21 protein-coding genes are annotated in these 23,672 nt (G+C 66.7%); 11 read left to right on the forward strand and 10 right to left on the reverse strand.

The features are described from left to right. Nucleotides 1-1,241 precede the first annotated feature (1,241 nt). The 3 genes from ABD024_RS07980 to ABD024_RS07990 all read left to right on the forward strand — a co-directional run bounded on the left by ABD024_RS07980 (nucleotide 1,242) and on the right by ABD024_RS07990 (nucleotide 6,304). Nucleotides 1,242-3,362 carry an autotransporter family protein gene (locus ABD024_RS07980; RefSeq protein ID WP_343851384.1) on the forward strand — a complete coding sequence of 707 codons (2,121 nt, stop codon included), beginning with the start codon at nucleotides 1,242-1,244 and terminating at the stop codon, nucleotides 3,360-3,362. 951 nt (nucleotides 3,363-4,313) lie between these two features. Then, nucleotides 4,314-5,858 (forward strand): phospholipase D family protein, encoded by a 1,545-nt coding sequence (locus ABD024_RS07985; RefSeq protein ID WP_343851386.1) that lies wholly within the window; start codon nucleotides 4,314-4,316, stop codon nucleotides 5,856-5,858. Nucleotides 5,859-5,884: 26 nt separating this feature from the next. Next, complete coding sequence (locus tag ABD024_RS07990; protein WP_343851388.1) at nucleotides 5,885-6,304, forward strand: DUF5329 family protein; 420 nt, start codon at nucleotides 5,885-5,887, stop codon at nucleotides 6,302-6,304. 309 nt (nucleotides 6,305-6,613) lie between these two features. Here the strand turns inward: ABD024_RS07990 and ABD024_RS07995 are convergent, their stop codons facing one another. Both ABD024_RS07995 and ABD024_RS08000 read right to left on the reverse strand, forming a co-directional pair. Then, a complete protein-coding gene (locus ABD024_RS07995) occupies nucleotides 6,614-6,904 on the reverse strand; it encodes a GIY-YIG nuclease family protein (protein ID WP_343851390.1) in 291 nt (96 codons plus the stop codon). 377 nt (nucleotides 6,905-7,281) lie between these two features. Next, nucleotides 7,282-8,334: a hypothetical protein gene (locus ABD024_RS08000; RefSeq protein ID WP_343851392.1), complete on the reverse strand. Its 1,053-nt coding sequence runs from the start codon at nucleotides 8,332-8,334 to the stop codon at nucleotides 7,282-7,284. 331 nt (nucleotides 8,335-8,665) lie between these two features. Between ABD024_RS08000 and ABD024_RS08005 the strand changes: the two genes are divergently transcribed. The 7 genes from ABD024_RS08005 to ABD024_RS08035 all read left to right on the forward strand — a co-directional run bounded on the left by ABD024_RS08005 (nucleotide 8,666) and on the right by ABD024_RS08035 (nucleotide 15,283). Further along, entirely contained in the window at nucleotides 8,666-10,249 is a 1,584-nt protein-coding gene (locus ABD024_RS08005) for an SDR family NAD(P)-dependent oxidoreductase (RefSeq protein ID WP_343851394.1), read from the forward strand. 122 nt (nucleotides 10,250-10,371) lie between these two features. Next, complete coding sequence (locus ABD024_RS08010; RefSeq protein WP_343851396.1) at nucleotides 10,372-11,073, forward strand: pirin family protein; 702 nt, start codon at nucleotides 10,372-10,374, stop codon at nucleotides 11,071-11,073. 12 nt (nucleotides 11,074-11,085) lie between these two features. Then, a complete protein-coding gene (locus tag ABD024_RS08015) occupies nucleotides 11,086-12,087 on the forward strand; it encodes an NAD(P)H-quinone oxidoreductase (protein WP_343851398.1) in 1,002 nt (333 codons plus the stop codon). Between the two features lie 93 nt (nucleotides 12,088-12,180). Then, nucleotides 12,181-13,260, forward strand: coding sequence for a bifunctional DNA-binding transcriptional regulator/O6-methylguanine-DNA methyltransferase Ada (ada, locus tag ABD024_RS08020; protein WP_343851400.1), 1,080 nt, complete (start codon nucleotides 12,181-12,183; stop codon nucleotides 13,258-13,260). Continuing rightward, complete coding sequence (locus ABD024_RS08025; RefSeq protein WP_343851403.1) at nucleotides 13,257-13,988, forward strand: 2OG-Fe(II) oxygenase; 732 nt, start codon at nucleotides 13,257-13,259, stop codon at nucleotides 13,986-13,988. The genes ada and ABD024_RS08025 overlap by 4 nt, the downstream gene beginning before the upstream one ends. Further along, entirely contained in the window at nucleotides 13,985-14,641 is a 657-nt protein-coding gene (gene alkB, locus ABD024_RS08030) for a DNA oxidative demethylase AlkB (protein ID WP_343851405.1), read from the forward strand. The genes ABD024_RS08025 and alkB overlap by 4 nt, the downstream gene beginning before the upstream one ends. Then, entirely contained in the window at nucleotides 14,642-15,283 is a 642-nt protein-coding gene (locus ABD024_RS08035; protein WP_343851407.1) for a DNA-3-methyladenine glycosylase family protein, read from the forward strand. Here the strand turns inward: ABD024_RS08035 and ABD024_RS08040 are convergent. Together ABD024_RS08040 and ABD024_RS08045 are read right to left on the reverse strand one after the other, a co-directional pair. After that, nucleotides 15,264-15,689 (reverse strand): DUF2231 domain-containing protein, encoded by a 426-nt coding sequence (locus tag ABD024_RS08040; RefSeq protein ID WP_343851409.1) that lies wholly within the window; start codon nucleotides 15,687-15,689, stop codon nucleotides 15,264-15,266. The genes ABD024_RS08035 and ABD024_RS08040 overlap by 20 nt on opposite strands. 9 nt (nucleotides 15,690-15,698) lie before the next feature. Beyond that, nucleotides 15,699-16,040, reverse strand: a complete 342-nt coding sequence (locus ABD024_RS08045; RefSeq protein ID WP_056385684.1) for a hypothetical protein — start codon at nucleotides 16,038-16,040, stop codon at nucleotides 15,699-15,701. A 197-nt stretch (nucleotides 16,041-16,237) separates the two neighbouring features. Here ABD024_RS08045 and ABD024_RS08050 point away from each other — a divergent pair, with 197 nt between their 5' ends. Then, entirely contained in the window at nucleotides 16,238-17,161 is a 924-nt protein-coding gene (locus tag ABD024_RS08050) for an MBL fold metallo-hydrolase (protein WP_343851413.1), read from the forward strand. A gap of 24 nt (nucleotides 17,162-17,185) precedes the next feature. On the opposite strand, the gene bla is transcribed toward ABD024_RS08050, so the two are convergent. From bla to ABD024_RS08080, 6 genes are all read right to left on the reverse strand, one after another. Further along, nucleotides 17,186-18,064 (reverse strand): subclass B3 metallo-beta-lactamase, encoded by an 879-nt coding sequence (bla, locus tag ABD024_RS08055; protein WP_343851415.1) that lies wholly within the window; start codon nucleotides 18,062-18,064, stop codon nucleotides 17,186-17,188. A 98-nt stretch (nucleotides 18,065-18,162) separates the two neighbouring features. Next, on the reverse strand, nucleotides 18,163-18,510 hold the full coding sequence (locus tag ABD024_RS08060) for a tRNA-binding protein (protein WP_343851417.1): 348 nt from the start codon (nucleotides 18,508-18,510) through the stop codon (nucleotides 18,163-18,165). Further along, nucleotides 18,507-19,796, reverse strand: a complete 1,290-nt coding sequence (locus ABD024_RS08065; protein WP_343851419.1) for an NAD(P)/FAD-dependent oxidoreductase — start codon at nucleotides 19,794-19,796, stop codon at nucleotides 18,507-18,509. Before ABD024_RS08065 ends, ABD024_RS08060 begins: the two co-directional genes overlap by 4 nt. 78 nt (nucleotides 19,797-19,874) lie before the next feature. Then, on the reverse strand, nucleotides 19,875-20,765 hold the full coding sequence (gene galU, locus ABD024_RS08070; protein ID WP_343851421.1) for a UTP--glucose-1-phosphate uridylyltransferase GalU: 891 nt from the start codon (nucleotides 20,763-20,765) through the stop codon (nucleotides 19,875-19,877). Beyond that, nucleotides 20,762-22,660: a polysaccharide biosynthesis protein gene (locus ABD024_RS08075; protein ID WP_343851423.1), complete on the reverse strand. Its 1,899-nt coding sequence runs from the start codon at nucleotides 22,658-22,660 to the stop codon at nucleotides 20,762-20,764. Before ABD024_RS08075 ends, galU begins: the two co-directional genes overlap by 4 nt. Beyond that, on the reverse strand, nucleotides 22,647-23,669 hold the full coding sequence (locus ABD024_RS08080; protein ID WP_343851425.1) for an MraY family glycosyltransferase: 1,023 nt from the start codon (nucleotides 23,667-23,669) through the stop codon (nucleotides 22,647-22,649). Before ABD024_RS08080 ends, ABD024_RS08075 begins: the two co-directional genes overlap by 14 nt. Between the last annotated feature and the right edge of the window lie 3 nt (nucleotides 23,670-23,672).

Consider the following 23,672-nt stretch of genomic DNA (forward strand, 5'->3'; position numbering starts at 1 on the left):
CGTGCGCGAGACGCGGAGTGCCGCCGTCGGGCCTTTTTTGCCCCGGCGTCGGGGCAAATAACTCCGGCGCCGGAGCTTTCTGCTCCGGCGTTGAGCAAAAAAGCATCAGTGCTGCAGTTATGCAGCTCCATCGATGGACAAAAGAGCCTCACGCGCCGAGTCCGTAGCTGCGGCGTCGGAGCAAATAACTCCGGCGCCGAAGCTTTTTGCTCCGGCGTTGAGCAAAAAGGCATCAGCGCTGCAGTTCTGCAGCTCCACCGATGGACAAAAGAGCCTCGCGCGCCGAGTCCGGAGCTGCGGCATCGGAGCAAATAACCCCGGCGCCGGAGCTTTTTGCTCCGGGGTTGAGCAAACAGGTCTCAGCGGTGCCGGCACCGTAGCCGGGTTTCGACGCTGTTGATGCGCTGCTTCGACGACAACACTCGCGTTGCCGTCCCTGTCGATACGAAGGCCGTTCGCACTGAACCTGTCGAAGTATGTGGGCGACCGACACCGATACCGTCCATGGTTCGACAGGCTCACCACGAACGGTATCCGGGAAAGCACCCGCATCCTTGTCGTGATCCCGGAAGCTGTCGAGGGATGTGGGCGGCCGACGTCGATACCGTTCATGGTTCGACAGGCTCACCACGAACGGTATCCGGGAAAGCGTTCGCATCCTTGTCGTGATCCCTGAACCTGTCGAAGGACGTGGGCGGCCGACGCCGATACCGTTCATGGTTCGACAGGCTCACCACGAACGGTATTTGGGAAAGCGTTCGCATCCTTGTAGTGATTCTTGAGCTGCTTCGGCGGTCGCGCGCAGAGCGCGACGGCGTTACGTACCGAAGACGAACGATGATGCTATGGTGCCCGTGCACGCCGGCATCACGCTGCCTCGTGCGTACTGCCCTCGTTGTACCCACATCCCTCCCCCATGATCGCGATGGCTTGCACCAGGGCAGACCTTGGGGTTCTTCGCATCATGCCCCGCCCGACGCCAGGCATTCACGCGCGCACGCCACCGAAACACGCGTGCGACGGCATTCGTCGTACATGCCAGGCCCGTCCGGTCATGCAGAAAACGATCTGCACGGGAACATCGCCGATTCGGCGGTGAAAGTTGTCGAGCATCTGATTTCACACGTTTACCTCCGGGGTGATACGCCAAACGGGGACTGACGAGCGTTACGAGCACCTGCTGACCCAGTGGGCCAGGCACCGCCGCGAGCTTCGTTCATCCACCCTGCAGGACACTCCCCGTGAAAAAAACTCTACTGATTCCCCTCCTCGGCACGACCATGCTGGCCTGGCTGCCGATGACCGTGGCCCGTGAAGTCGTCGTGCTGCCCGGCGTGGTCAGCCCGGTGGGCGTGGCCAGCGGCGTCGATACGCAAGGCCCCGGCCTGCTGACCATCGGCAACCAGGACATCAACACCGGCAATGATCCGGGTGGCGCGATCACCACCAATGCGGCCGATACGGCGCGCATCCTGTTCACCGGCAGCTCCACGGTAACCGGCTTCGTCGGCACGACCGGCAACACCTTCCTCGATATTTCCGCCGGCACCAACGCCAACACGGTCAGCTTCAACGGTCCGGTCTACGCGACCACGTTCTCGCTGGCCGGCACCGGCACGGTCAATTTCAACGGCGGCTTCATCAGCAACACCGGCTCGACGATGGATTTTGCCGGCGACGGCTTCATCAATGTCGCCGCGGGGCAGACCGTCAAGGCCGCGATCACCAATACGGCGGGCGCCGGTACCGGCACGCTGACGCTGAATGCGAACAGCATCCTGGATGGCGCCGTGGGCGCTGCCAGCGGGCTCAAGCAGATCAACGTGGTCGGCGGCAATGCACTGATCACCGGTCAGGCCAATGCCGCGGCCTACACGTTGAATACGAATACCCTCAACGTGGCCGGTGCGTTCGCGATTCCGGTGGCCGGCACCATCAACACCACGATCTTCAGCCCCACGCTGTACGGCAAGATCGTGCCGGTGGGCGCAGCCACCATCGGCAACGCGCTGCAGGTCAATGTGACCGTTACCGGGCCGATCCCGGTGGGCAGCATTTTCAACATCGTCGATGCCACCAGCGGCACCAGTGGCAGCACGGTGACCGCGACCAGCAATACCACGCGCTACCTGTTCTCGGCGGCGCCGACCACGAACGGCCAGGTGCAGATCATTGCAACGCAGATTCCGCTGGCGGAGGTCGTGGCCCCGGTCACCAATCCCACTGCCCCGGTGATTGCGCCGATCGTCGACGCGCTGCCGTTGACGCCGGCCACCGTGCCGTTGCTGACGGCGATCACGCTGCTGCCGGATGCCGCCGGCGTGGCCGATGCGTTGGCGCAGCTCCAGCCAGGTGCCGTCAGCCTGGCCTCGCCGCACGCGAGCTACCGCGTCACCCAGCAGTTCCAGGGACTGTGGGCCGAGCATATGGAAGCCATTCGGCCGTCGTGCGACCAGCGCGATCAAACCGATGAGCGGAACCGGCTGCGCCGGGATGACACCGCGGCGTGCCAGTCCGACACGCGACGTCCACAGGTGTGGGGCGCGGCGTTCGGCTATGCAGGCACGCAACGCGGCAGGCAGGGCTACGAGGGCTACACCGACAACAGCCATGGCGCGATGCTCGGCGTGGATTTCCCGCTGAGTCCGGCGACCACGGCCGGCCTCGGGGTCAGGTACGCCCGCTCTTCGCTCGACGGCCTCGACTCGGCCAGCCGCGGCCATATCCGTTCCTACCAGGCCACCGCCTATCTGGGCTATGCGCCGGGACCGTGGTTCGCCAATGCAGCGCTGGTCTATGGACTGGATGACTATTCCAGTTCGCGCCGAGTCGCGTTCCCGGGGATCGACGAGACGGCGCGCGCCGACTACAGCGGTCGTCAGTACACCGCGTTCGGCGCTACCGGGTATCACTTCTACGTGGGCGATGGACGCAACGTGATCACGCCGACCGCCACCGTGCAGTACACCCGCATGAAGATGCCCGGCTACCGCGAGTTCGGCGGCAACTCGGTCAATCTGGCGGTCGATGCGCAGACGTACCATTTCCTGCAGTCCGGCCTGGGCGTGAAATTCTCCCGCGACCTGATCACCTCCGGTGACCTGACCATACGCCCCGAGATGCATGCCAACTGGCTGCATTCGTTCAGCGGCCGCAGCGTGAGCCAGACCGCGCAGTTCGCCAGCGGCGGGCCGTCGTTCACCACCACCGGGGTCAAGCCGGGCCGCGATCTGGCCGAGCTGGGCGCGGGCCTGCTGATCGCCGGCGGCAACCGCTGGTCGCTGGCCGGCACCTACGACTACCAGTTCAACCGCAGCTACAAGGCGGGTCAGGTGATGGTGAAGTTCGCCGTGGCGCTGTGAGGGCAATTCCTGCCTTGAGTGGCGGGCGCTGACGGATTGACGCGGCGCCCGCGGGTCCGGGTGGAACGGCAAAAAGAGAGGCCCCGCAATGCGGGGCCTCTCGCGTTGCGGCTTTCCTCACAGCTGATCAGCAGGTGGCGCATGGCGCACGCGGCGTACCTGAAAAACTGCACCGATGCTCGAACTGCAACACCTGCTGCTGACCCGTGCGCAGATACAACACGCGCGCCAGCTCGGTGGTGTGAAATACGTTTGCCGCCGCCGACTGGAACGCCAGGCCTGGTCGGGAGTTCTCCAGTCGTGTTCGCAACCCAAAGCGATATCCCCTTCCGTTCGTCCTGAGCCTGTCGAAGGATGGACGGAAAGGCGCGAGGCTGAGAGCCGGCCTCGTGGCAACGCCCTTCGACAGGCTCAGGGCGAACGGGGTTTTATGGGCTCGGCGTGAGCGGGTTACGGTTCAGCGCGAACGGGGGTCGAGGCCTTGGGGCGAATCCCCCTCCGTTCGTCCTGAGCTTGTCGAAGGATGGACGGAAGGGCGCGAGGCTGAGAGCCGGCCTCATGGCAACGCCCTTCGACAGGCTCAGGGCGAACGGGGTTTATGGGCTCGGCGTGAGCGGGTTACGGTTCAGGGCGAACGGGGGGTCGAGGCCTTGGGGCGAATCCCCTTCCGTTCGTCCTGAGCTTGTCGAAGGATGGACGGAAGGGCGTGGGGCTGAGGACCGGCCTCGTGGCAACGCCCTTCGACGGGCTCAGGGCGAACGGGATTCCATGGCGCATGGGCGAACGGGGTTTTTAGGCTCGGGGCGAACGGAGTCCGGGCCGGAGTCGCAGGCCGGTCGCGTCGCGTTCACGGTGGTCTGCGCAGAGTGATGGGGAATCCGTCGGCGTCGAGGTCAGGCCGAGGTAAGTCGCGGGTTTCAGCAGACAGGCGGGGTGGACATGCGGCGTTTCATGACGACGGTTGCACTGGCGGTGCTGGGTCTGGCGCTGGGTGCCTGCTCGCCGCCGGCGGCGGTGGTCAAGCCGCCGTCGAAGGCGTTGCCTCCGACCACGACCACGGCAGGCGCACGCTACGTGCACGCCGAAGTGAAGCAGCACCAGGACAAGTCCGGCTTCCGCCTGCTCACCCGCAGCACCAACGCACTGATGAGCCGGGTGGCGCTGGCCGACCACGCGCAGCACGCGCTCGACCTGCAGTACTACATCTTCGACAACGACGCGACCGGGCGGCTGATGGCACAGCGGCTGCTGGCGGCGGCGGATCGCGGCGTGCGCGTGCGCCTGCTGGTGGACGACATCAACGCGGGCACGGCGATCGACATGTTCGACGCGCTGGATACCCACCCGAACATCGAGGTGCGGCTGTTCAACCCGTTTGCCACGAAAAAACCATCCGTCTTCTCCCGGGCCACGCAGTTCCTGCTGGATGCACCCCGGCTCAACCGCCGCATGCACAACAAGTCGTTCATCATGGACGGCAACGTCGCTATCGTCGGCGGCCGCAATATCGGCGACGCCTATTTCGATGCCGGCGACAGCACCAATTTCCGCGACCTCGACCTGATCGCGATCGGGCCGGTGGTGAAGCAGGCGTCGCAGGCGTTCGACGACTACTGGAATTGCGATGCCGCCTATCCGGTGAAGGCCTTCAGCGGCAAGCACGCCGACCACTACGACCTGGCCAGGCTGCGGCTGGATCTGGCCCACGACGCGCGCGCATTCGCGCAGTCGGATTATGCGCAGGCGACGCTGGATGAGCTGCCCCATGGCGCCTCCGCCGACCGCCCGGGCAAGTGGTTCTGGGGGCCGGCGACCCTGGTCGCCGACCAGCCGGAAAAGATCGAGGCCGGGCACGACCAGCCACAGTTGCGCATCGGTCCGGAGGTCAAGGCGCTCACCGACGGCGCGCAGCACGAGCTGCTGCTGATTTCGCCGTACTTCGTTCCCGGCGACAACGGCGCGCAGTATCTCGCGGCACTCGCGGCACGTGGCGTCACGGTGAAGGTGCTGACCAATTCGCTCGCCTCCAATGACGAGCCGGCAGTGTTCTCGGGCTATTCGCGTTACCGCCGTGCGCTGCTCGAAGGTGGCGTGCAGCTGTACGAACTGCGTCCCGCCGCCGGAGCTGCCCAATCCGCCACTGCGGGCGGCACCTCGTCCGGGGTCAGCCTGCATGCGAAGGCGATCGTGGTGGACCGGCAGCAGGTGTTCATCGGTTCGATGAACATGGACGCCCGTTCGAAATTGCTGAACACCGAGATGGGCCTCATCGTCGATTGCCCGCCACTGGCCGCGGCGGTGACCCAGTTCTTCGACACCGCCACCTTGCCCGCCAGTGCCTGGCACGTGATGCTGAAGGCGGACGGCGGCGCCATGCAATGGCAGGCCAGCGACAACGGCAAGCCGGTGAGCTACGACCGCGACCCCGGCGCAACCGCCGGGCGTCGCATCGAAGTGCAGATGCTCAAGCTGCTGCCGCTGGAAAGCCTGCTCTAGGCGGCCAAATGAACGGACCCTGCCCCATGCTTCCCGCAACACGCCACCCTCCCGGCCGGCCAGTCCCCGCATGCCTGTGCAGGACGCTGCTGGCATGGCTGCTGTTCGTCCTGCTGCTGACGCCCGCGTTGGCGCAGCGACTCGTACCGTCGCCACCGACCGAACAACAGAAAATCGACTACCTGATCACCACGGTCGCCACGCTGCACGGTGCCAGCTTCATCCGCAACGGCAGTGCCTACGACGCAGAGCAGGCGGCCGCGCACATGCGCCTGAAGCTGCGCTTCGCCGGCAGCCGGGTGAAGACCGTGGACGACTTCATCACCTATTGCGCCACCGGCTCGTCGGTATCCGGAACCCGTTACACCATCCGCTTCGCCGACGGCCACAGCATCGACGCCGCCACGTTCCTGCGCGGCAAGCTGGCCGTGTTTCGTACTCCGTGAATCCGGGCCTTTCCGTTGGTCCTGAGTCTGTCTAGGGCGGCGGAAGGAGCGCGCGGCATTCCGGCAACGCCCTTCGACAGGCTCAGGGCGAACGGAGTTTTTTATGGCTCCAGGTGAGCGGGAGGCTCAGGGCACGCGGGGTTTTGTGGCTCTAGGCGAGGGAGTGGGTGAACCAGGGCGAACGGAGGCCGAGACCCAAGGCGACATCCCCATCCGTTCGTCCTGAGCCTGTCGAAGGATGGACGGATGGGGCGCGCGGCATTCTGGCAGCGCCCTTCGACAGGCTCAGGGCGAGCGGGGTTTTATGGCTCAAGGCAAGCGGCGTTCGTGGGCGAGGCACGACACTTCGGCCCAGTCACCACGCATCATGGCTTCCTTCTTTTTCCGGCCCCAGCCCTTGATTTGTTGTTCGGCGCCAAGTGCTTCTTCGCGGGTGACGAACTCCTGCGAGAACGCGAGCGTGAGCGGACGGCGCTTGAAGGTGTAGCAGCTGGCGATAGCGCCGGTGTTGTGTTGGCCCAAGCGGTTTTCGAGATTGTCGGTATGGCCGGTGTAATAACTGCCATCGGCGCAACGCAGGATGTAGACCCAGAATGGCATGGCGTGGGTTCCGGGAGAGGCCCTTCGACAGGCTCAGGGCGAACGGGGCCTGAGGCTAAGGGTGAACGGAATTATGGCTCGGGGCGAACGGGACTGGGGCTCGGGGCGAACGGGATATGAGGCTGGGCCGAACGGGATATGTGAGCGTGAACGGGATATGAGATTCGAGCGAATGGGTTCATGGGTTCGGGACGACATCCCCTTCCGTTCGTCCTGAGCCTGTCGAAGGATGAGCGGAAGGAGCGCGCCGTGTCTGTAGTCGCCGGGCGAATCAAGCCGCCGGGGATGCGAACGCGGGATTCAGGGGCGAAGACGCGGTTGCACATCCGGTAGTTGCATCGCTAACCGGATGGATCAGGGATGGATCGACTGTACGTTCAGCCGAACGTGGCGTAGACCGGCACAGCCGGAACCAGGCGGGCGCCGGGACGCCGGCCGTCCACGAACGTGTGCAGGCGGCCGCCGACCACGGCAACCATCGGGCGTCCCGACAGGCGCATCGCGGGGGATGCCATCGGCGACATGGATAGGCCGATCTGATGTTCGGCGCGCATCCGGGCCGTCTTGGCGGCAAACCAGGCCTTGGGGCCGGCCAGCAGCGTGCCTGAGGCGGATTCCGCCTGGCGCGAGTTCTCGATGGTCTGGCGCAGATGGGCCAGGTGATGCTCGTTGAAGGCTTCGCTCAAGGCGGCGGACTTGAACGGCGACGCGACGTATTCGTCCAGCAGGCCGCCCAGCGCGGCGGCCACGCGTAGCGCGATCCGGCGGTTCGCGTGTTCCATGTGCGAGGCACCGGCCGATGACTGCCAGACGCCATCGAGGGCGTCGACCAAGGCGCGGCATTCCACCTGGTTGAGCGGGCGCCGTTCCAGCGGGGTGTTGCGACGATCGATCAGCCACGCCTGGTCGGCGGTCGGCAGTGCGTGCGAACGCTGCGCGACGCGGGCGCGCGCTTCCTTCATCGGCAGGTCGTCGGTGGCGGCCAGTCGCAGCGAGAGCGCTTCCTGGGTCAGCGGCTGCGCGCGCGCCGTGCCGTCGGCGCGGTACCAGCGGCGGTATTCCAGCGTGGCCGGGTGGAACATGGCCTGCGGCGGGCGCACCGTGGCGCGAGCCTCGGCGGCGTAGTCGAGCGAGGGAGCCATCGGCCGCAGGCCGGCGGCGCGGGCGGCGAGTACGCGACTGAGCAGGACTTCGGCAGCGATCAGGTGCTGGTGGCAGGCCGCCCAGCGGTCGTTGTCGTCGACCACCGGAAAATAGACGAAGCGGATGCGAATCTTGTTGCCAGCCGCATTGAATCGGGCGACGGTTTTCGCGCCGTGGCAACCTTGCCCGGCGATCCGGCGTCCGATCGGCAGGGCGCGATGCGCGGTAGGCAGGTCGCCCAGCAGGGCGTCGATGGATGGAGTGTTCACAGCGACAGACTTGGCCATGGCGGCCTCTTGCTTACGCACAATTGCGGCTATCGACACACTCACGAAAAGCAACCTTCATCGCTGTGGGTGGTCACGACGCTCAACTCTGCCAGCGCCCCGCCCTGCCCGGATATTCATGCCATCCCGCCTGGATGGCCACGGTGCCACTTTTGCATCACCCGTGCCATGAAAGTGTGCGCTGACACCCAATAATTGAATTCCGGGTCTGCCTGGACCGGGCTGCCCGATCCGGGCACCCGATCCGAGTTTCCCGAAATCCGGCCAGAAAGCAGGCAAAATAGGCGGTTGGCGGTGCACCTGATGGTGCCTGCCCCTACTCGAACTACGGATGACCCTCTTGACGATCACGCCTGCCCCCACGCCTCTGCCCGACGACGCGGATTCCGCGCTGCTGGAGCGCCTGCGCGCCGCAGCGGCATTGCTGGAATCGGTGGCGGCCGACCGCCAGCTGCTGGACCAGCTGCCGGCAGACGACCGCCAGCGCCTGCACCAGGCGGTGGCGCAGGTCTATCACCCCGACCCGGTGGCACGCCGGATCAAACTGAAGGCGGCCGAGAAGGCGCGCCATGCCAGCAAGGTCGACGCCGAGGAAACCGTGCTCAACCAGACCGGCATCCGCACGCTGCGCCGCAAGCCGGTGTTCACCACGCCGAACGTGTTCGTGCCGGAGGGCTTCCTGCCGCACGACGTTCCGCCCGAGGCCGATGCCACCCAGCCGCGCGAGTCGATCGAACCGAAGCACTGCTACGTGTGCAAGCAGAAGTACACGACCATCCACTTCTTCTACGATCAGCTGTGCCCGGACTGCGCCGCGTTCAACTACGCCAAGCGCAGCGAGCTGGCCGATCTGCGCGGCCGCGTGGCGCTGCTCACCGGCGGCCGCGTGAAGATCGGCTACCAGGCCGGGCTGAAGCTGCTGCGCGCCGGCGCCGAACTGATCGTCACCACGCGTTTCCCGCGCGACTCGGCGGCGCGCTACGCGGCCGAACCGGACTTCGCCGAATGGGGCCACCGGCTGCAGGTCTACGGCCTCGACCTGCGCCACACGCCCAGTGTCGAGGCGTTCTGCCAGGAACTGGTGGCGACGCGGCCGCGGCTGGACTTCATCATCAACAACGCCTGCCAGACCGTGCGCCGTCCGCCGGATTTCTACGCGCACATGATGGAAGGCGAAACCGCGGCGCTGCACGACCTGCCCGAGCACGTGCGCCAGCTGGTCGGTCACTACGAGGGCCTGCGCGGCGCGAACATCTTGCCCGAGACTGGTGCGACTGCGCTGGCCAGCCGCGGTTCCGACCTGCCGGGGCTGAGCCGTGCCGCCGAGTTGTCGCAGCTGCCGCTGCTGCCGGAAGAGTTGCTGGCGCAGAGCCACCTGTTCCCCGAAGGCCGGCTGGACCAGGACCTGCAGCAGATCGATCTGCGCCAGCGCAATTCGTGGCGGCTGCTGATGGCCGAGGTACCGTCGGTGGAATTGCTGGAGGTGCAGCTGGTCAACGCCATCGCGCCGTTCATCATCAACGCGCGGCTGAAGCCGCTGATGCTGCGCACGAGCGAACGCGACAAGCACATCGTCAACGTGTCGGCGATGGAGGGCCAGTTCTACCGCAGCTTCAAGACCACCCGCCACCCGCACACCAACATGGCCAAGGCCGCGCTGAACATGATGACGCGTACCGCGGCCACCGATTACCACAACGACGGCATCCACATGAACAGCGTCGACACCGGCTGGGTCACCGACGAGGATCCCGTCGAGCTGGCCGCGAAGAAGGTGCTGCAGGAACGCTTCCACCCGCCGCTGGACATCGTCGACGGCGCCGCGCGTATCGTCGATCCGATCATCAGCGGCCTCAACACCGGCGAGCACGTGTGGGGCCAGTTCCTGAAGGATTACCGCCCCACCGACTGGTAAGCCGGGCACTGGCGCGGAAACGACGACAATCCGTTTCCTTCGCGCCTGTTTCAGGCGGCGCTGCGTAGCCTTATGTTGTACCCAGGCGCCAGCTTGGCGCGATGAACATGAGGAGCACCGCTGTGATTGAACGCAGATCCTTCGACAGTTTGGGCGGAGCCGACCACGGCTGGCTCAAGGCCAAACATCATTTCTCGTTCGCCGGCTATAACGACCCCGGGCGCATGGGCTGGGGCGCGCTGCGCGTGTGGAACGACGACACCATCGCGCCGCAGACCGGCTTCCCGCCGCATCCGCATGCGGACATGGAGATCATCACCTACGTGCGCGAAGGCGCGATCAGCCACAAGGACAGCCTCGGCAATGCAGGCCGCACCGAGGCCGGCGATGTGCAGGTGATGAGCGCAGGCACCGGCATCACCCACGCCGAGTACAACATGGAGCCGGTCACCACACGCATCTTCCAGATCTGGATCATCCCCGACGGCCACGGCAAACCGCCGTCGTGGGGCGCGCGGCCGTTTCCCAAGGGCGAGCGCTCGGGTCGCTTCGTGGCGCTGGCCAGCGGCTTCAAGGACGACGCCGACGCGCTGCCGCTGCGCACCGATGCGCGCGTGCTGGGTGCCACGCTAAAGGCCGGCGAAAGCACCGAGTACACGCTGGCCCCCGGCCGCCACGCCTACCTCGTGCCGGCCACCGGCACGGTCGAACTCAACGGCGTGAAGCTGGACGCTCGCGACGGCGCCGCGATCCGCGACGAGTCGGTGCTGAAGGTGACCGCGCTGGACGATGCGGAACTCGTGCTGGTCGACACGGCCGCTTGAGCCCTCCCGCACATGCAAGCCATCGAAATCACCCGCCCCGGCAGTCCCGACGTGCTGCGTCTGACCGAACGCCCGGTCCCGCAGCCGGGGCCGGGCGAGGTGCTGATCAAGGTGGCGGCCGCCGGGGTGAACCGGCCGGACGTGTTCCAGCGCCAGGGCAACTACGCGCCACCGCCGGGCGCTTCCGACCTGCCTGGCCTCGAAGTGGCGGGCGTTCTGGTCGAAGGCGATTTCAGCGACAACAATCCGTTCGGCCTCCGGCCGGGTGACCCTGTCTGCGCCTTGCTCGCCGGCGGCGGCTATGCCGAATACGCGGTGGCGCCACTGGTGCAATGTCTGCCGGTGCCGGCGGGATTCTCGATGATCGAAGCGGCGGCACTGCCGGAGAACTACTTCACTGTATGGAGCAACGTGTTCGAGCGCGGCCAGCTCGGCCGCGGCGAAGGCGGCACCAGGGAAACCTTGCTGGTACAGGGCGGCTCCAGCGGCATCGGGGTCACCGCGATCCAGCTCGCCCGTGCGTTCGGCCACCGCGTGTTCGCCACTGCCGGCAATGCGGAAAAATGCGCCGCGTGCGAGCGGCTCGGTGCGGAGCGCGCGATCGACTACCACGGGGAGGATTTCGTCGCCGTGGTGAAACAGGCTACCGATGGCCGCGGCGTGGACGTGATCCTGGACATGGTCGCCGGCGACTACATCCCGCGCGAGATCGACGCACTGGCCGAAGGCGGTCGGCTGGTCTTCATCGCCACGCTGGGCGGCGGCAAGGCGGCCATCGACGCCGGCACGATCATGCGTCGCCGGCTGACCCTCACCGGTTCCACCTTGCGTGCGCGCGATGTCGCGTTCAAGGGCGCGCTGGCCCGCCAGCTGCATGAAAAGGTCTGGCCACTGCTCGAAGCCGGCACGGTCCGGCCGGTGATCCATCAGGTCTTTCCCGCGGCCGAAGCGGCCCGGGCGCACGCGCTGATGGAAAGCAGTGCGCATATCGGCAAGCTCGTGCTGGCGTGGTGAGCCGGTTCGAATTCGAGCGCAAGACCCGGGGTGTGGCGGGGCCGACTGATCCGTAGATTGGCTGCACGAGATAATCTTCCGGAAGGAACAGCCATGAAAACCTCCGACAAACAGACCGTGCTTGCTGCCACCACCGTTGCCGACCCGCGCTGGGCCGCCGTGCAGGCGCGCGACGCGCGTGCCGACGGCAGTTTCTTCTATTCGGTGAAAACCACCGGCGTGTACTGCCGCCCGTCCTGCGCGGCACGCGCGGCCCGGCCCGAGAACGTGGCGTTCCACGCCACCGCTGCCGAAGCGGAACGCGCCGGCTTTCGTCCGTGCAAGCGCTGCAAGCCCGACCAGCCGTCGCTGGCGGAGCAACATGCCGCGCTGGTCACCGCCGCCTGCCGGCTGATCGAGCAGGTCGAGACGACGCCCACGCTCGAGCAGCTGGCGAAGCCGACCGGGCTCAGTCCGTTCCATTTCCACCGCGTGTTCAAGGCCGTCACCGGCGTGACCCCGAAGCAGTACGCCACGGCGCATCGCAGCCGTCGCGTACGTAACGAACTGGAGCGCGGCGCTTCGGTGACCGAGGCGATCTTCGACGCCGGCTACAACGCCAGCAGTCGTTTCTACGAAACCGCCAACCAGGTGCTGGGCATGACGCCCTCCAGCTATCGCGCCGGCGGCGCCGACAGCGAGATCCGCTTTGCCATCGGCGAATGCTCGCTGGGTGCGATCCTGGTCGCGCAGAGCGAACGCGGCGTGTGCGCGATCCTGCTCGGCGACGATCCGGACGCGCTGGCGCGCGACCTGCAGGACCGTTTCCCGAAGGCCCGGTTGATCGGCGGCGATCGTGATTACGAGCGACTGGTGGCACAGGTGGTCGGCTTCATCGAGGCGCCGGCGATCGGCCTGGGCCTGCCGCTGGACGTGCGCGGCACCGCGTTCCAGCAGCGCGTGTGGCGGGCGCTGCGCGAGATTCCGGCCGGCAGCACCGCCAGCTACAGCGAGATCGCACGGCGGATCGGCTCGCCCAGGGCCACGCGGGCAGTGGCGCAGGCCTGCGCCAGCAACATGCTGGCGGTGGCGATCCCGTGCCACCGCGTGGTGCGCAACGACGGCGGTCTGTCCGGCTACCGTTGGGGCGTGCAGCGCAAGCGCGCATTGCTGGAGCGCGAGGCGCAGGCATGAATGCGCAGAGGCGCCCTGCCCCCGAGGCCGACCCGCGGCTGCAGGTGTACGACTGGGCCGGCATTGCCGACGAACTCGACGCGCATGGTTGCGCGATGCTGGAAGCCCTGCTGTCGCCGCCGGAGTGTGCGGCGCTGGCTGGCCTGTACGCGGACGACGGACGCTTCCGCAGCCGCGTGGTGATGGGTCGCCACGGTTTCGGCCGTGGCGAATACCGCTACTTCACCTACCCGTTGCCCGAGCTGGTGGCCGAGCTGCGCGGCGCGGTCTACCCGCAGCTGGCGCCGATCGCGAACCGCTGGAACGCGTCGATGGGGCTGGCCGTGCGCTACCCCGCCACGCACGCTGCATTCATCGCGTGCTGTCACGCTGCCGGCCAGCAGCGCCCTACTCCGTTGCTGCTGCAGTACGGCGCGGGCGACTACAACTGCCTGCACCAGGATCTGTACGGCGAGCACGTGTTTCCGCTGCAGCTGGCGATCCTGCTGTCCGAACCGGGGCGCGATTTCAGCGGCGGCGAGTTCGTGCTGACCGAGCAGCGTCCGCGCATGCAGTCGCGCGTTGAAGTGGTGCCGCTGCGCCTGGGCGACGCGGTGCTGTTCGCGGTGCACCAGCGGCCGATGCAAGGCGCGCGCGGCAGCTACCGGGTGAACATGCGCCACGGCGTCAGTCGCGTGCGCAGCGGCCATCGCCATACGCTCGGCATCATTTTTCACGACGCCACATGATCACCACCGACCTGTTCGCTGCCGCGCCCGCCCCTGTTCGTCAGGACGAGCCGCTGTGCGAAGGCGCGATGGTGCTGCGCGGGTTTGCCCTGGCCAGCGAGGCGGCGTTGCTGCAGGCGCTCGACGCGATCGTGGCGCAGGCACCGTTCCGCCACCTGGTCACTCCCGGCGGCTTCCGCATGTCGGTGGCGATGACCAATGCGGGTCCGCTGGGTTGGGTCAGCGATCGCCATGGCTACCGCTACGACGCGATCGACCCGGATAGTGGCAAGCCATGGTCGCCGATGCCGCCGGCCTTCCTGCAGCTGGCGGCTACCGCCGCCGCGCATGCGGGCTTTGTCGGCTTCGTGCCGGATGCCTGCCTGGTCAACCGCTACGAGGCGGGCACCCGGCTGAGCCTGCATCAGGACCGCGACGAGCACGACTTGGGCCAGCCGATCGTGTCGGTGTCGCTGGGTATCCCCGCGGTGTTCCTGTTCGGCGGGTTGCAGCGCTCGGATCGTGCGCAACGCGTGCCGCTGGCGCATGGCGACGTGGTCGTGTGGGGCGGCCCGGCGCGGCTGCGCTATCACGGCGTGCTGCCGCTGAAGCCGAACCATCATGATGTGCTGGGCGACTGTCGCATCAATCTCACGTTTCGGCGGGCCGGTTAGATGAGGCGAACCGTCGATGCATCCACGTTCCTGGCCTCGATCGACGCCGATTGGGCTCGCCTGGTCGCGCAGGTCGGCCCCTGCGGCCACGAGCCGAAACCCGCGCGCGAGCCGTACGAGGCACTGGTGCGCGCGGTGGCCTACCAGCAACTGCATGTGAAGGCCGGCGACGCGATCCTGGCGCGGCTGCTGGCCTTGCATCCGCGACGGACGTTTCCATCGCCAGTGCAATTGCTCGATGTCGACTTCGATACGATGCGTGCCTGCGGTTTCTCGGCACGCAAGATCGAGACGATCCGCGGCATCGCCGCGGCCGCGCAGGAAGGCGTGGTGCCGGACCTGTCTACGGCCTTGGCGTTGCCAGACGAGGCACTGATCGCTCGGCTCAGCGTGCTGAAGGGGATCGGCCGCTGGACGGTGGAGATGTTCCTGATCTACAGCCTGGACCGGCCCGACATCCTGCCGGCAGACGACTTCGGCGTGCGCGAGGGCTACCGCCTGCTGAAATCGCTGGAAACGGCGCCGTCAGCGAAGGCGATGGCGGTAATCGGCGAAGCATGGAGTCCGTATCGTACCGCTGCCGCCTGGTACCTGTGGCGCGTGCCGCGGCCGGCGAAAGTGGCTAGGCGGAAGGCGGGCTGACGCCGAGACGATGCCCGTACACCAGCTTGCCGCCGAGCCAGCCGGCCACGCCCAGGCACAGGAAGCCCAGCACGCTCAGCCCGATCGCCAGCAGCCCGGGTTCGATCAGCTCGGTACCGTGCAGGCGCAGGAACAGGCTGACCACATAGCAGGTCAGCGCGCTCATTACCATCATCATGTGCCGGTTGACGTCCTTGATCGCCGGATTGTCCTCGGCGACCTTGGTCAGTTCGAGAAAGCCGGCCAGCATGGCGGGGATCGAGAAGCCGATCCCCGCAACCAGCAATACGCCGGCAAGGCGCCACGCCGGTTCACCCCAGACCGGGCTGGCAAGATCCGCCGCCGTGGCCAGTGACCAGCAGGCAATCGGGAAGTGGACCAGCGCGGGATGGAGTGGGTGGCGCATGGCGGTACCTCAGCCCAGCAGCAGGCTCAGCAGGGTGAGGAAACCGGCCACCGCAACACCGGCGTGCACGAACACCACCGCCTTCGGCGCGATCTGCTTGCGCAGGTGGAACGAGGCGAGGAAGAAGCCGCCCAGTGCCGCGACCACCAGCAGACCCAGCGCCGCGGTGAGCCGCCCCGGGGCCGCGCCCTGCAGTACCACGAGAATCAGCAGCACCAGGCCGCTGGCCCCGAGCAGCGCGTGCAGCACCGAAATAGCCCACGGCGCCAGCTTGCCGCGCAGTACGCTGGAGGCCAGCACCAGACCGCCGATGGCGGCAATCGCAAAAACCAGAATCGCATAGAGCAGCATGTCGTTTCCCCCCGGGTGGCACGTTGATGAGTGAGTCGCTGCCGATCGGATGCGGTAGCACCCCCAAAGGTTCCCGCGGCACGGCGGCAGCCTCTGCAGGATGCACCTTTCGGGCGACCCGCGCTCGACGATGGTGCAAGTGCCCATCCTGCAGCGGCTTGCTACCCTCGCCGGATCGTCCGGTTCGCGAGGCAGGCATGGCAAACACCCATCGCATCCACACCATCGACACGGGCTTCGTGCGGCCGCGGTTCGACGCGGCCTACCTGGTCGTCGAGAACGGCCGCGGCGCGTTCATCGACTGCGGCACCAACTTCTCGGTGCCACGCATGCTGGCGGCGCTGGACGAAGCCGGGATTTCCACCGCCGCAGTGGACTGGCTGATCCTCACCCATGTCCACCTGGACCATGCCGGCGGCGCCGGCGAACTGATCGCGCGGCTGCCGAACGCGCAGCTGGTGGTGCACCCACGCGGCGCCCGCCACATGATCGATCCCTCGATGTTGTGGGCCGGCGCCAGCGCGGTGTACGGCGAAACGGTGATGGAGCAGACCTACGGCCGGCTGCGCCCGATCCCCGCCGAACGCGTCGTCGAGGCGCCGGACGGGCACGTGGTGGAATTGGCCGGCCGGCCGTTGCTGTGCATCGACACGCCCGGCCATGCGAAGCACCACCTCACCGTGTACGACGAGCGCGCCAACGTCTGTTTCACCGGCGACGTGTTCGGCCTGTCGTATCGCGATTTCGACGGCGCGAACGGCCCGTTCATCCTGCCCACCACGTCGCCGGTGCAGTTCGAGCCGGAGGCGTTGCATGCATCCATCGAGCGACTGGTCGCTCTGAAACCCGACGCGGTGTACCTCACCCACTATGGCCGGGTGGAGAGTGTCGAACGATTGGCCGTCGACCTGCATGCGCAGATCGACGCGATGGTGGATCTCGCCCGCGCCGCGCACGGCAAGCCCGACCGGCATGCCGTGCTGATGGAGTCGCTGACCGATCTCTACGCGGCTCGTGCCGAAACCCACGGCTGGGGCCAGGGGCGCGACGCCTTGCGCCAGCTGCTGGGCATGGATATCGAGTTGAATGCGCAGGGGCTCGAGGTGTGGCTGGACCGCTGAGCCGTCACGCAGGCCGGCGTTGCTTCACTTGCCTGTTCCGCGCGCATCCTGCCGCTCCTTCGCCAGTCGCGCCTCGAAGCGTGGCTGTGCCGCCGCGGCGTAGCTGCGGCAGGCGCCGGTGTCGATCAAGGCGGCGGACGAATGCTCGCGATCGCGCGCGGCGATCTTCTGCATGAAGCCGCTGGCCTCGGGGTGCGGGGTGATCAGGATGTCGCACGGCAAGGCGGCGACGGTTGCGAAGGAGTGGCGAAAGTTCGCGACCCGCGCCGGGTCGTCGCTGTAACGGAAGCCATCGCGACCGAGTGCGGTGAGACTGTCGACGTAGGCCAGCGCCAGGCAGCGTTCCTTTTCGCAGGAGCGCCAGGTCCACGATGTGCTGCCCGGGGTGTGGCCGGGCGTGTAGTGCGCCGTGACCGCAATCGATCCCACCTGTACGGCAGTGCCATCGGCAACCACCTTGACCGACGTGAGCGCCGGATAGCGTGGCGCCATGCCGTATTGCGGGTCGTCCGGATCATCGCCGCCCGACCGCAGCTCTTTCGCGCCGGCGGCGCTCGCTGCCACCGTGGCGCCGCTGTCGCGCGCCAACCTGGCGATCGCTCCGGCGTGGTCGGAGTGGGCGTGCGAGTTGAGGATCAGCTTGACGTCGCGCAAGCGGAAACCGAGCGTGCGGATGTTCGCCTCGATCTGCGCCGAATTGCCTTCCAGCGTGCCGTCGATCAGCACGTGGCCTTGCGGCGAGGTGATCAGGATCGCACTCAGTCCCTGCGTGCCCACGTACCAGCTGTTGCCGTAAATGCGGAACGGCTGCTGCGGTTGGCTCCAGGCGGCATCGTTCGCGTGCGCCAGGCTTGCCGAAAACAGGGCCGTGCCAAGCCACAGCGTGCGGATGAAGGGGTTCATGCGGGATTCCATGGCGGGGGCGAAGTCGCCATGGTGGCCGGCGATGGCGAACAGGCGCTGGCGCGTTGCTGGCAAATCGCGGGCAACACGTCCATGGCTCAGGCCAGCCGGGTGCCGTTAGGCACCCTGCGCTCGATCGCGGTGACCACCACGCCATCGTCGGTGGGAAAACCGGTCAGCAGGAACTGCGAGCGGAACGGGCCGATCTGCTTCTCCGGAAAATTGATCACGCCCACGATCTGCCGGCCAAGCAGGTCCTCGGCCTGGTACAGCGCGGCGATCTGTGCGCTGGTCTTCTTCTCGCCGTAGGGACCGAAATCCACCCACACTTTCCATGCCGGCTTGCGTGCTTCGGGGAATGGCTCGACCCTGGTCACCGTACCGGCGACGATCAGGACTTTCTCGAAATCGGCCCAGCTGATTTCGGGGTGATTCGTTGCACTCATCCTTCCAGCCTCGTTTTCAGACAGTCGTGGCTTTGTTGCCACCAGTAGCTGGCCTGCGCCGCAAGATAACCGAACGGGCGATGGGTGCTGCCCAGGCCGTAATCGGCGAACTGCTTCCAGCGGTCGTCGCCCGCGGCGATCGCCGAGGCCAGCAGTTCGCCGGCGGCACAGGTCGGTGCCAGACCGTGGCCGCCGAAGGCCTGCGCCCACCACAGGCCGTTGCCGTCACCACCGATCTGCGGCATCTGATGCCGCGCATAGCTCATCAGGCCCGACCAGGCATGGTCGATCTGCACACCCTTCAATTGCGGGAACACCCGCAACAGGTCCCTCATCAGCAGGCGCTGTACCCCACGTGGCGAGCGGTTGAGTACCGAGATGCGTCCGCCCCACAGCAACCGCGTATCCGGCAGCGCGCGATAGTAGTCGAACGCGAAGCGGCTGTCGTAGATCGCTGCGCGCGTGTGCAGGCACTCGTCCAGCCGATTGCCGAGCGGTTCGGTCACCATCACGTAGGTGGCGATCGGCAGGATCGCCCGATCGATCGGCTTCTGCAGGCCGGCCAGGTAACCGCCGCAAGCCAGCACCACCTGATCGGCCAGCAGTTCGCCTTGCGCCGTGCGCAGGCGCCACTGCAGGCCCTCGCGGGTGAGACTGCGCACGCCGCTGTTCTCGTGGATGCGCACGCCCTGCCCGGCTGCCGCCGCAGCCAGGCCGATCGCGTAGTTGAGCGGGTGCAGATGCAGCGCGTCGCGCTCGTACAGGCCATCGTGATAGCGCTCGCTGCGGATGCGCGCGCGCAGTTCGGTCTCGGGCAGCCACTGCCACTGCACGCCGTAATGTTCGGCCAGCAACTGCTGGCGCTGGCGCAGCACGGCGGGGTCGCGGAACCAGTTGGCCCAGATCACGCCCTCGTCGACCACATCGCAGGCGATCGCGTAGTCGGCGATGCGCTGGCGGATTCGCCCGACCGCTTCGGTGGTGAGTTTGAACAGCGCCTGCGCGCGTGGCTCGCCCAGTTGGTCGAGCAGCGATTGTTCGCCCAGCGAATACCCGGCAAAGACGAAGCCGCCGTTGCGGCCGGATGCACCGAAGCCGACCTGCTCGCGTTCCAGCAGCACCACGTCGCGCACGCCGCGCTCGGCCAGTCCGAGCGCCGTGTTCAATCCGGCAAAGCCGCCACCGATGACGGCAACACGCGCGTGTGCGCTGCCCTGAAGCGGCGTCCAGGCCACGTACGGCGTGGCCGTGGCGCGGTAGTAGGACGTGGACGAGGATGGATTCATGTTGCAGCGATGGCCGGCGCCGATGTCCGTAACCGGGCAAGCATATCCCTCAAGTCCGGGCGTTGACGCGAGCGTGATTCAAAGCTGGCTGAGGAACGCGCGCACGGTGGGCGCAAGCTTCGGGTCCTGCATGGCCATGTGCATGGTGGCGCGCACCAGGCCGGCCTTGTTGCCGCAGTCGAAACGGGTGCCTTCGAAGCGGTACGCAAGCACCTTGCCCTGTTCTCTCAGCAATGCCTCGATCGCGTCGGTGAGCTGGATCTCGCCACCGGCGCCCGGCGTGGTCTGTTCCAGCAGTTGGAAGATGCGGCCAGGCAACACGTAACGCCCGACCACGGCCAGGTTCGACGGCGCGTCGGCCGGCTTGGGTTTCTCGACCATGTGGCGGATCAGGGCGCTGCGGTCGTCAACCGGTGTGGCATCGACGATGCCGTACTTGTCGGTGTCGGTGTGCGGCACTTCCTCCACCGCGATCACGCCGGCCTGCTGCGCATCGGCGAGCTCGGCCATCTGCCGCAGTGCGCCCTTGCCAGTGCCTGCTCCCATCTGGCCGTTCCAGATCAGGTCATCCGGCAGGATTACGCCGAACGGCTCGTCGCCGACTACGGGCTTGGCGCACAGCACCGCATGGCCCAAGCCGAGCGCCTCGGGCTGGGTAACGAAGATCGCCCGCACGTGCCGCGGCAAGGTGCCCTGCACCAGGGCCAGCAGTTCGGCCTTGCCCTTCTCGTGCAGCTTCGACTCCAGCTCGTAGGCCTTGTCGAAGTAGTCGGCGATGGCGTGCTTGTAGCGGTTGGTGACGAAGATCAGAGTGTCGGCCCCGGCATCCACCGCCTCGTCGACGGCGTACTGGATCAGCGGCTTGTCGAGAACCGGCAGCATCTCCTTGGCGACCACCTTGGTTGCCGGCAGGAAGCGCGTGCCGAGTCCAGCCACGGGAAACACCACTTTGCGCAGGGGCTTGCTCACTCATTGATCTCCGGGTTGGCGCGACGGATCGACACCACGTTGTCCGGCTGTGCCGATTCGCTCCAGCGGAACGAAGGCAGCAGACTGGACACGCAGCGTCGAAGTTCTTCCTCATTGAAAACGTCGGCCGCCTCGGCAGCCTTGTGCAGCAGAGCTTGCAGCAACTCCCACGATACTTCGCGATGTTGCGCCAGGAAGATCTTGGCGTGCGTGGTGGCGCTGTAGTTCTCCAGCGGATGGAACAGCTCCTCGAACAGCTTTTCGCCCGCGCGCAGTCCGGTGTACACGATCGGGATCTCGCTGCCGGGTTTCTTTCCGGCGAGGCGGATCATCTGCTCGGCGAGGTCGCGGATCTTCACCGGCTCGCCCATGTCGAGCGCGAAGATTTCACCGCCCTTGCCGATGCTCGCGGTCTGCAGGATCAGCTGGCAGGCTTCGGGGATCGTCATGAAGTAGCGCGATATTTCCGGGTGCGTCACGGTGACCGGACCACCTTCGCGGATCTGCCGGCGGAACAGCGGCACCACCGAGCCGGCCGAATCCAGCACGTTGCCGAAGCGCACCGTCATGAAACGGGTTTCGGCGTGTGCGTCGAGGTTCTGGCAGTAGATCTCGGCGACACGCTTGCACGCACCCATCACGCTGGTCGGGTTGACCGCCTTGTCGGTGGAGATCAGCACGAAGCACTCGACCCCGACTTCTCGGGCCACATCGGCCACCGTACGCGTGCCCAGCACGTTGTTGCGGAACGCCGCGCGCAGTTGCCCCTGCAGCATCGGCACGTGCTTGTAGGCCGCAGCATGGAACACCACCTGCGGCTGCGTATCCGTGAACGCCTTCTGCATGGCGGCCTGGTCGCCGCAGTTGGCGAGGATGCCGTCAAGGATCAGTTCGGGGAAATCCGCACGCAGTTCCTGGCTGATCCGGTACAGGTTGTATTCGCTCTGTTCGACCACCGTGAGCGATTGTGCACCGAGCCGTGCAACCTGCCGGCACAGTTCCGAGCCGATCGAACCACCGCCACCGGTGATCAGCACGCGGCGCCCGCTGAGGGTTTCGCGGATCGCGGTCCAGTCCAGCTCCACCGCGTCACGGCCGAGCAGGTCCTCGATAGCCACTTCCTTGATCTGGTTGAACTGGGCACGGCCGGCCACCACGTCCTCGAGCCGCGGCACCGTCCGATACGGCCGGTCGGTGGCGTCGCACAGCGATACCACCCGCCGCATCTCGGCCGTCGACGCGCCCGGCAGCGCGATCAGCAGCATGTCGACCGCCACTTCACGGGCGACCTCGGGCAATTGGTCGAAGCGTCCCAGTACCGGATGGCCGTTGATGCTGGCGCCGCGCAGGCTGGGCTTGTCGTCGACGAAGCCGACCACGGCGTAGCGGTTGTCGCGATGCAGGTCGCGCGCGAGCACTTCGCCGGCGCGATCCGCACCGACGATCAGAACCCGCTTCGCGACCTGGTTCTGCAGCAGATCGTTGCGGCCGTCCTTCCAGTAGCGGTAGGCCAGCCGCGGGCCACCGAGCAGCATGGCGAGCAGCAGCGGATAGAGCACCAGTACCGCACGCGGCACGCCCTCCAGCCGGTCGTACAGGAATAGCGATAGGCCGATGAGCAACGAGCCGATCGCCACGGCACGCACGATGTTCCACAGGTCCGGCAGGCTGGCGAAACGCCAGACGCTCTTGTACAGCCCGGTCCAGCGGAAGATCAGCCCCTGAACCAGCAGCACGATCGGAAACTCCAGCGGCTGGAAGCTGACCAGCTCATCCGGCCTCAGCGTGTAACGCAGCAGTTTGGCGATCCACCAGGCGAGCACGGCCATGGCCAGATCGTGCAGCACGACGGCGATACGCGGATGGATGAAGCCGACAAGCTTACGCAGCGACATGGGGTGTCCTGGGCAGATGGCGTCGCAGACAGCGACGTTTCAGCGCCAGCCATGCGACTGCCGCTCCAAGATAGACGGTTATGGTAATCGGCAGCGCCATTTGCAGATGACTCCACGCCAACCAGGCCAACGGCGCCGCGATCAGCAGGTTCCAGCCCAGATAGGCGGCACCTGTTCGTGCATGCGTTCCCCCGCGGCGCACCAGCCACTGGTACAGGTGTTCGCGGTGTGCAGTGTACCAGCGCCGTCCACGCCACATGCGGGTCAGCAAGGTCAGGCTGGCATCGACCACGAACGTCGACGACAGGATCAGTGCGGGCCATAGCAGGGCATGCTCGACGCGCCATAGCATCGCGCTGAATGCAAAGATCAGCAGGCCGACGCTGCCACTGCCGACATCGCCCATGAAAATCCGTGCCGGTGGCCGGTTGAACCACCAGAACCCCAGCGCCGATGCGGCAAGGACCGCCGCCGCCATGGCCAGCGCGGGCTGTTCCGCCGCCCATGCGAGCAAGGCCAGGCCTGCGCCGACGAAGATCGCCTGCTGTGCCAGCAAGCCGTCGATGCCGTCCATGAAATTGTGCAGGTTGATGCTCCAGGCGCCGCCGATCAACAACAGCGGCAGCCACCACCATGACAAGCCGGTGGCCAGCAGGCTCAGCGAAAACAGGCCGACCGCGAGCAGTTGGGCAGCCAGCCGCGGCAGTATCGGCAACGAGTGGTGATCGTCCCACCAGCCAGCCAGCGCCACCAGCAGGAGCGCGGCGAATAGACCTGCAACCACGCTTGCCGGCCATGCCGCCGGCAAGCCCGACAGTACGCCAGGCAGGCAGACCAGCATCGCCACGACGATGCCGATGCCGCCGCCGCGTGGGGTCGGCAGGCGGTGCGAGCGGCGCTGTCCGGGCTGGTCCAGCATGCCGCGCCGGTGCGCATAGCCGATCGCGCCGCGCGCCAGCAGCAAGGTGATCGACAAGCTGGCCAGCAACCATCCCATGGTCAGATACATGCT

The organism is Rhodanobacter soli (assembly GCF_039523495.1).
Taxonomy (GTDB): Bacteria; Pseudomonadota; Gammaproteobacteria; order Xanthomonadales; family Rhodanobacteraceae; genus Rhodanobacter; species Rhodanobacter soli.

Excerpts from the sequence above, each read along its gene's own strand:
- ABD024_RS08015 (WP_343851398.1), top strand. The coding sequence starts at position 11,086 with ATGCAAGCCATCGAAATCACCCGCCCCGGCAGTCCCGACGTGCTGCGT.
- ABD024_RS07985 (WP_343851386.1), top strand. The coding sequence starts at position 4,314 with ATGACGACGGTTGCACTGGCGGTGCTGGGTCTGGCGCTGGGTGCCTGC.
- ABD024_RS08040 (WP_343851409.1), bottom strand. The coding sequence starts at position 15,689 with ATGCGCCACCCACTCCATCCCGCGCTGGTCCACTTCCCGATTGCCTGC.
- alkB (WP_343851405.1), top strand. The coding sequence starts at position 13,985 with ATGATCACCACCGACCTGTTCGCTGCCGCGCCCGCCCCTGTTCGTCAG.
- ABD024_RS08080 (WP_343851425.1), bottom strand. The coding sequence starts at position 23,669 with ATGTATCTGACCATGGGATGGTTGCTGGCCAGCTTGTCGATCACCTTG.
- ABD024_RS08060 (WP_343851417.1), bottom strand. The coding sequence starts at position 18,510 with ATGAGTGCAACGAATCACCCCGAAATCAGCTGGGCCGATTTCGAGAAA.
- ABD024_RS08050 (WP_343851413.1), top strand. The coding sequence starts at position 16,238 with ATGGCAAACACCCATCGCATCCACACCATCGACACGGGCTTCGTGCGG.
- ABD024_RS08065 (WP_343851419.1), bottom strand. The coding sequence starts at position 19,796 with ATGAATCCATCCTCGTCCACGTCCTACTACCGCGCCACGGCCACGCCG.
- ABD024_RS08045 (WP_056385684.1), bottom strand. The coding sequence starts at position 16,040 with ATGCTGCTCTATGCGATTCTGGTTTTTGCGATTGCCGCCATCGGCGGT.
- bla (WP_343851415.1), bottom strand. The coding sequence starts at position 18,064 with ATGAACCCCTTCATCCGCACGCTGTGGCTTGGCACGGCCCTGTTTTCG.
- ABD024_RS08025 (WP_343851403.1), top strand. The coding sequence starts at position 13,257 with ATGAATGCGCAGAGGCGCCCTGCCCCCGAGGCCGACCCGCGGCTGCAG.
- ABD024_RS08035 (WP_343851407.1), top strand. The coding sequence starts at position 14,642 with ATGAGGCGAACCGTCGATGCATCCACGTTCCTGGCCTCGATCGACGCC.
- ABD024_RS07995 (WP_343851390.1), bottom strand. The coding sequence starts at position 6,904 with ATGCCATTCTGGGTCTACATCCTGCGTTGCGCCGATGGCAGTTATTAC.
- ada (WP_343851400.1), top strand. The coding sequence starts at position 12,181 with ATGAAAACCTCCGACAAACAGACCGTGCTTGCTGCCACCACCGTTGCC.
- ABD024_RS07990 (WP_343851388.1), top strand. The coding sequence starts at position 5,885 with ATGCTTCCCGCAACACGCCACCCTCCCGGCCGGCCAGTCCCCGCATGC.
- ABD024_RS08005 (WP_343851394.1), top strand. The coding sequence starts at position 8,666 with ATGACCCTCTTGACGATCACGCCTGCCCCCACGCCTCTGCCCGACGAC.
- ABD024_RS08075 (WP_343851423.1), bottom strand. The coding sequence starts at position 22,660 with ATGTCGCTGCGTAAGCTTGTCGGCTTCATCCATCCGCGTATCGCCGTC.
- ABD024_RS08000 (WP_343851392.1), bottom strand. The coding sequence starts at position 8,334 with ATGGCCAAGTCTGTCGCTGTGAACACTCCATCCATCGACGCCCTGCTG.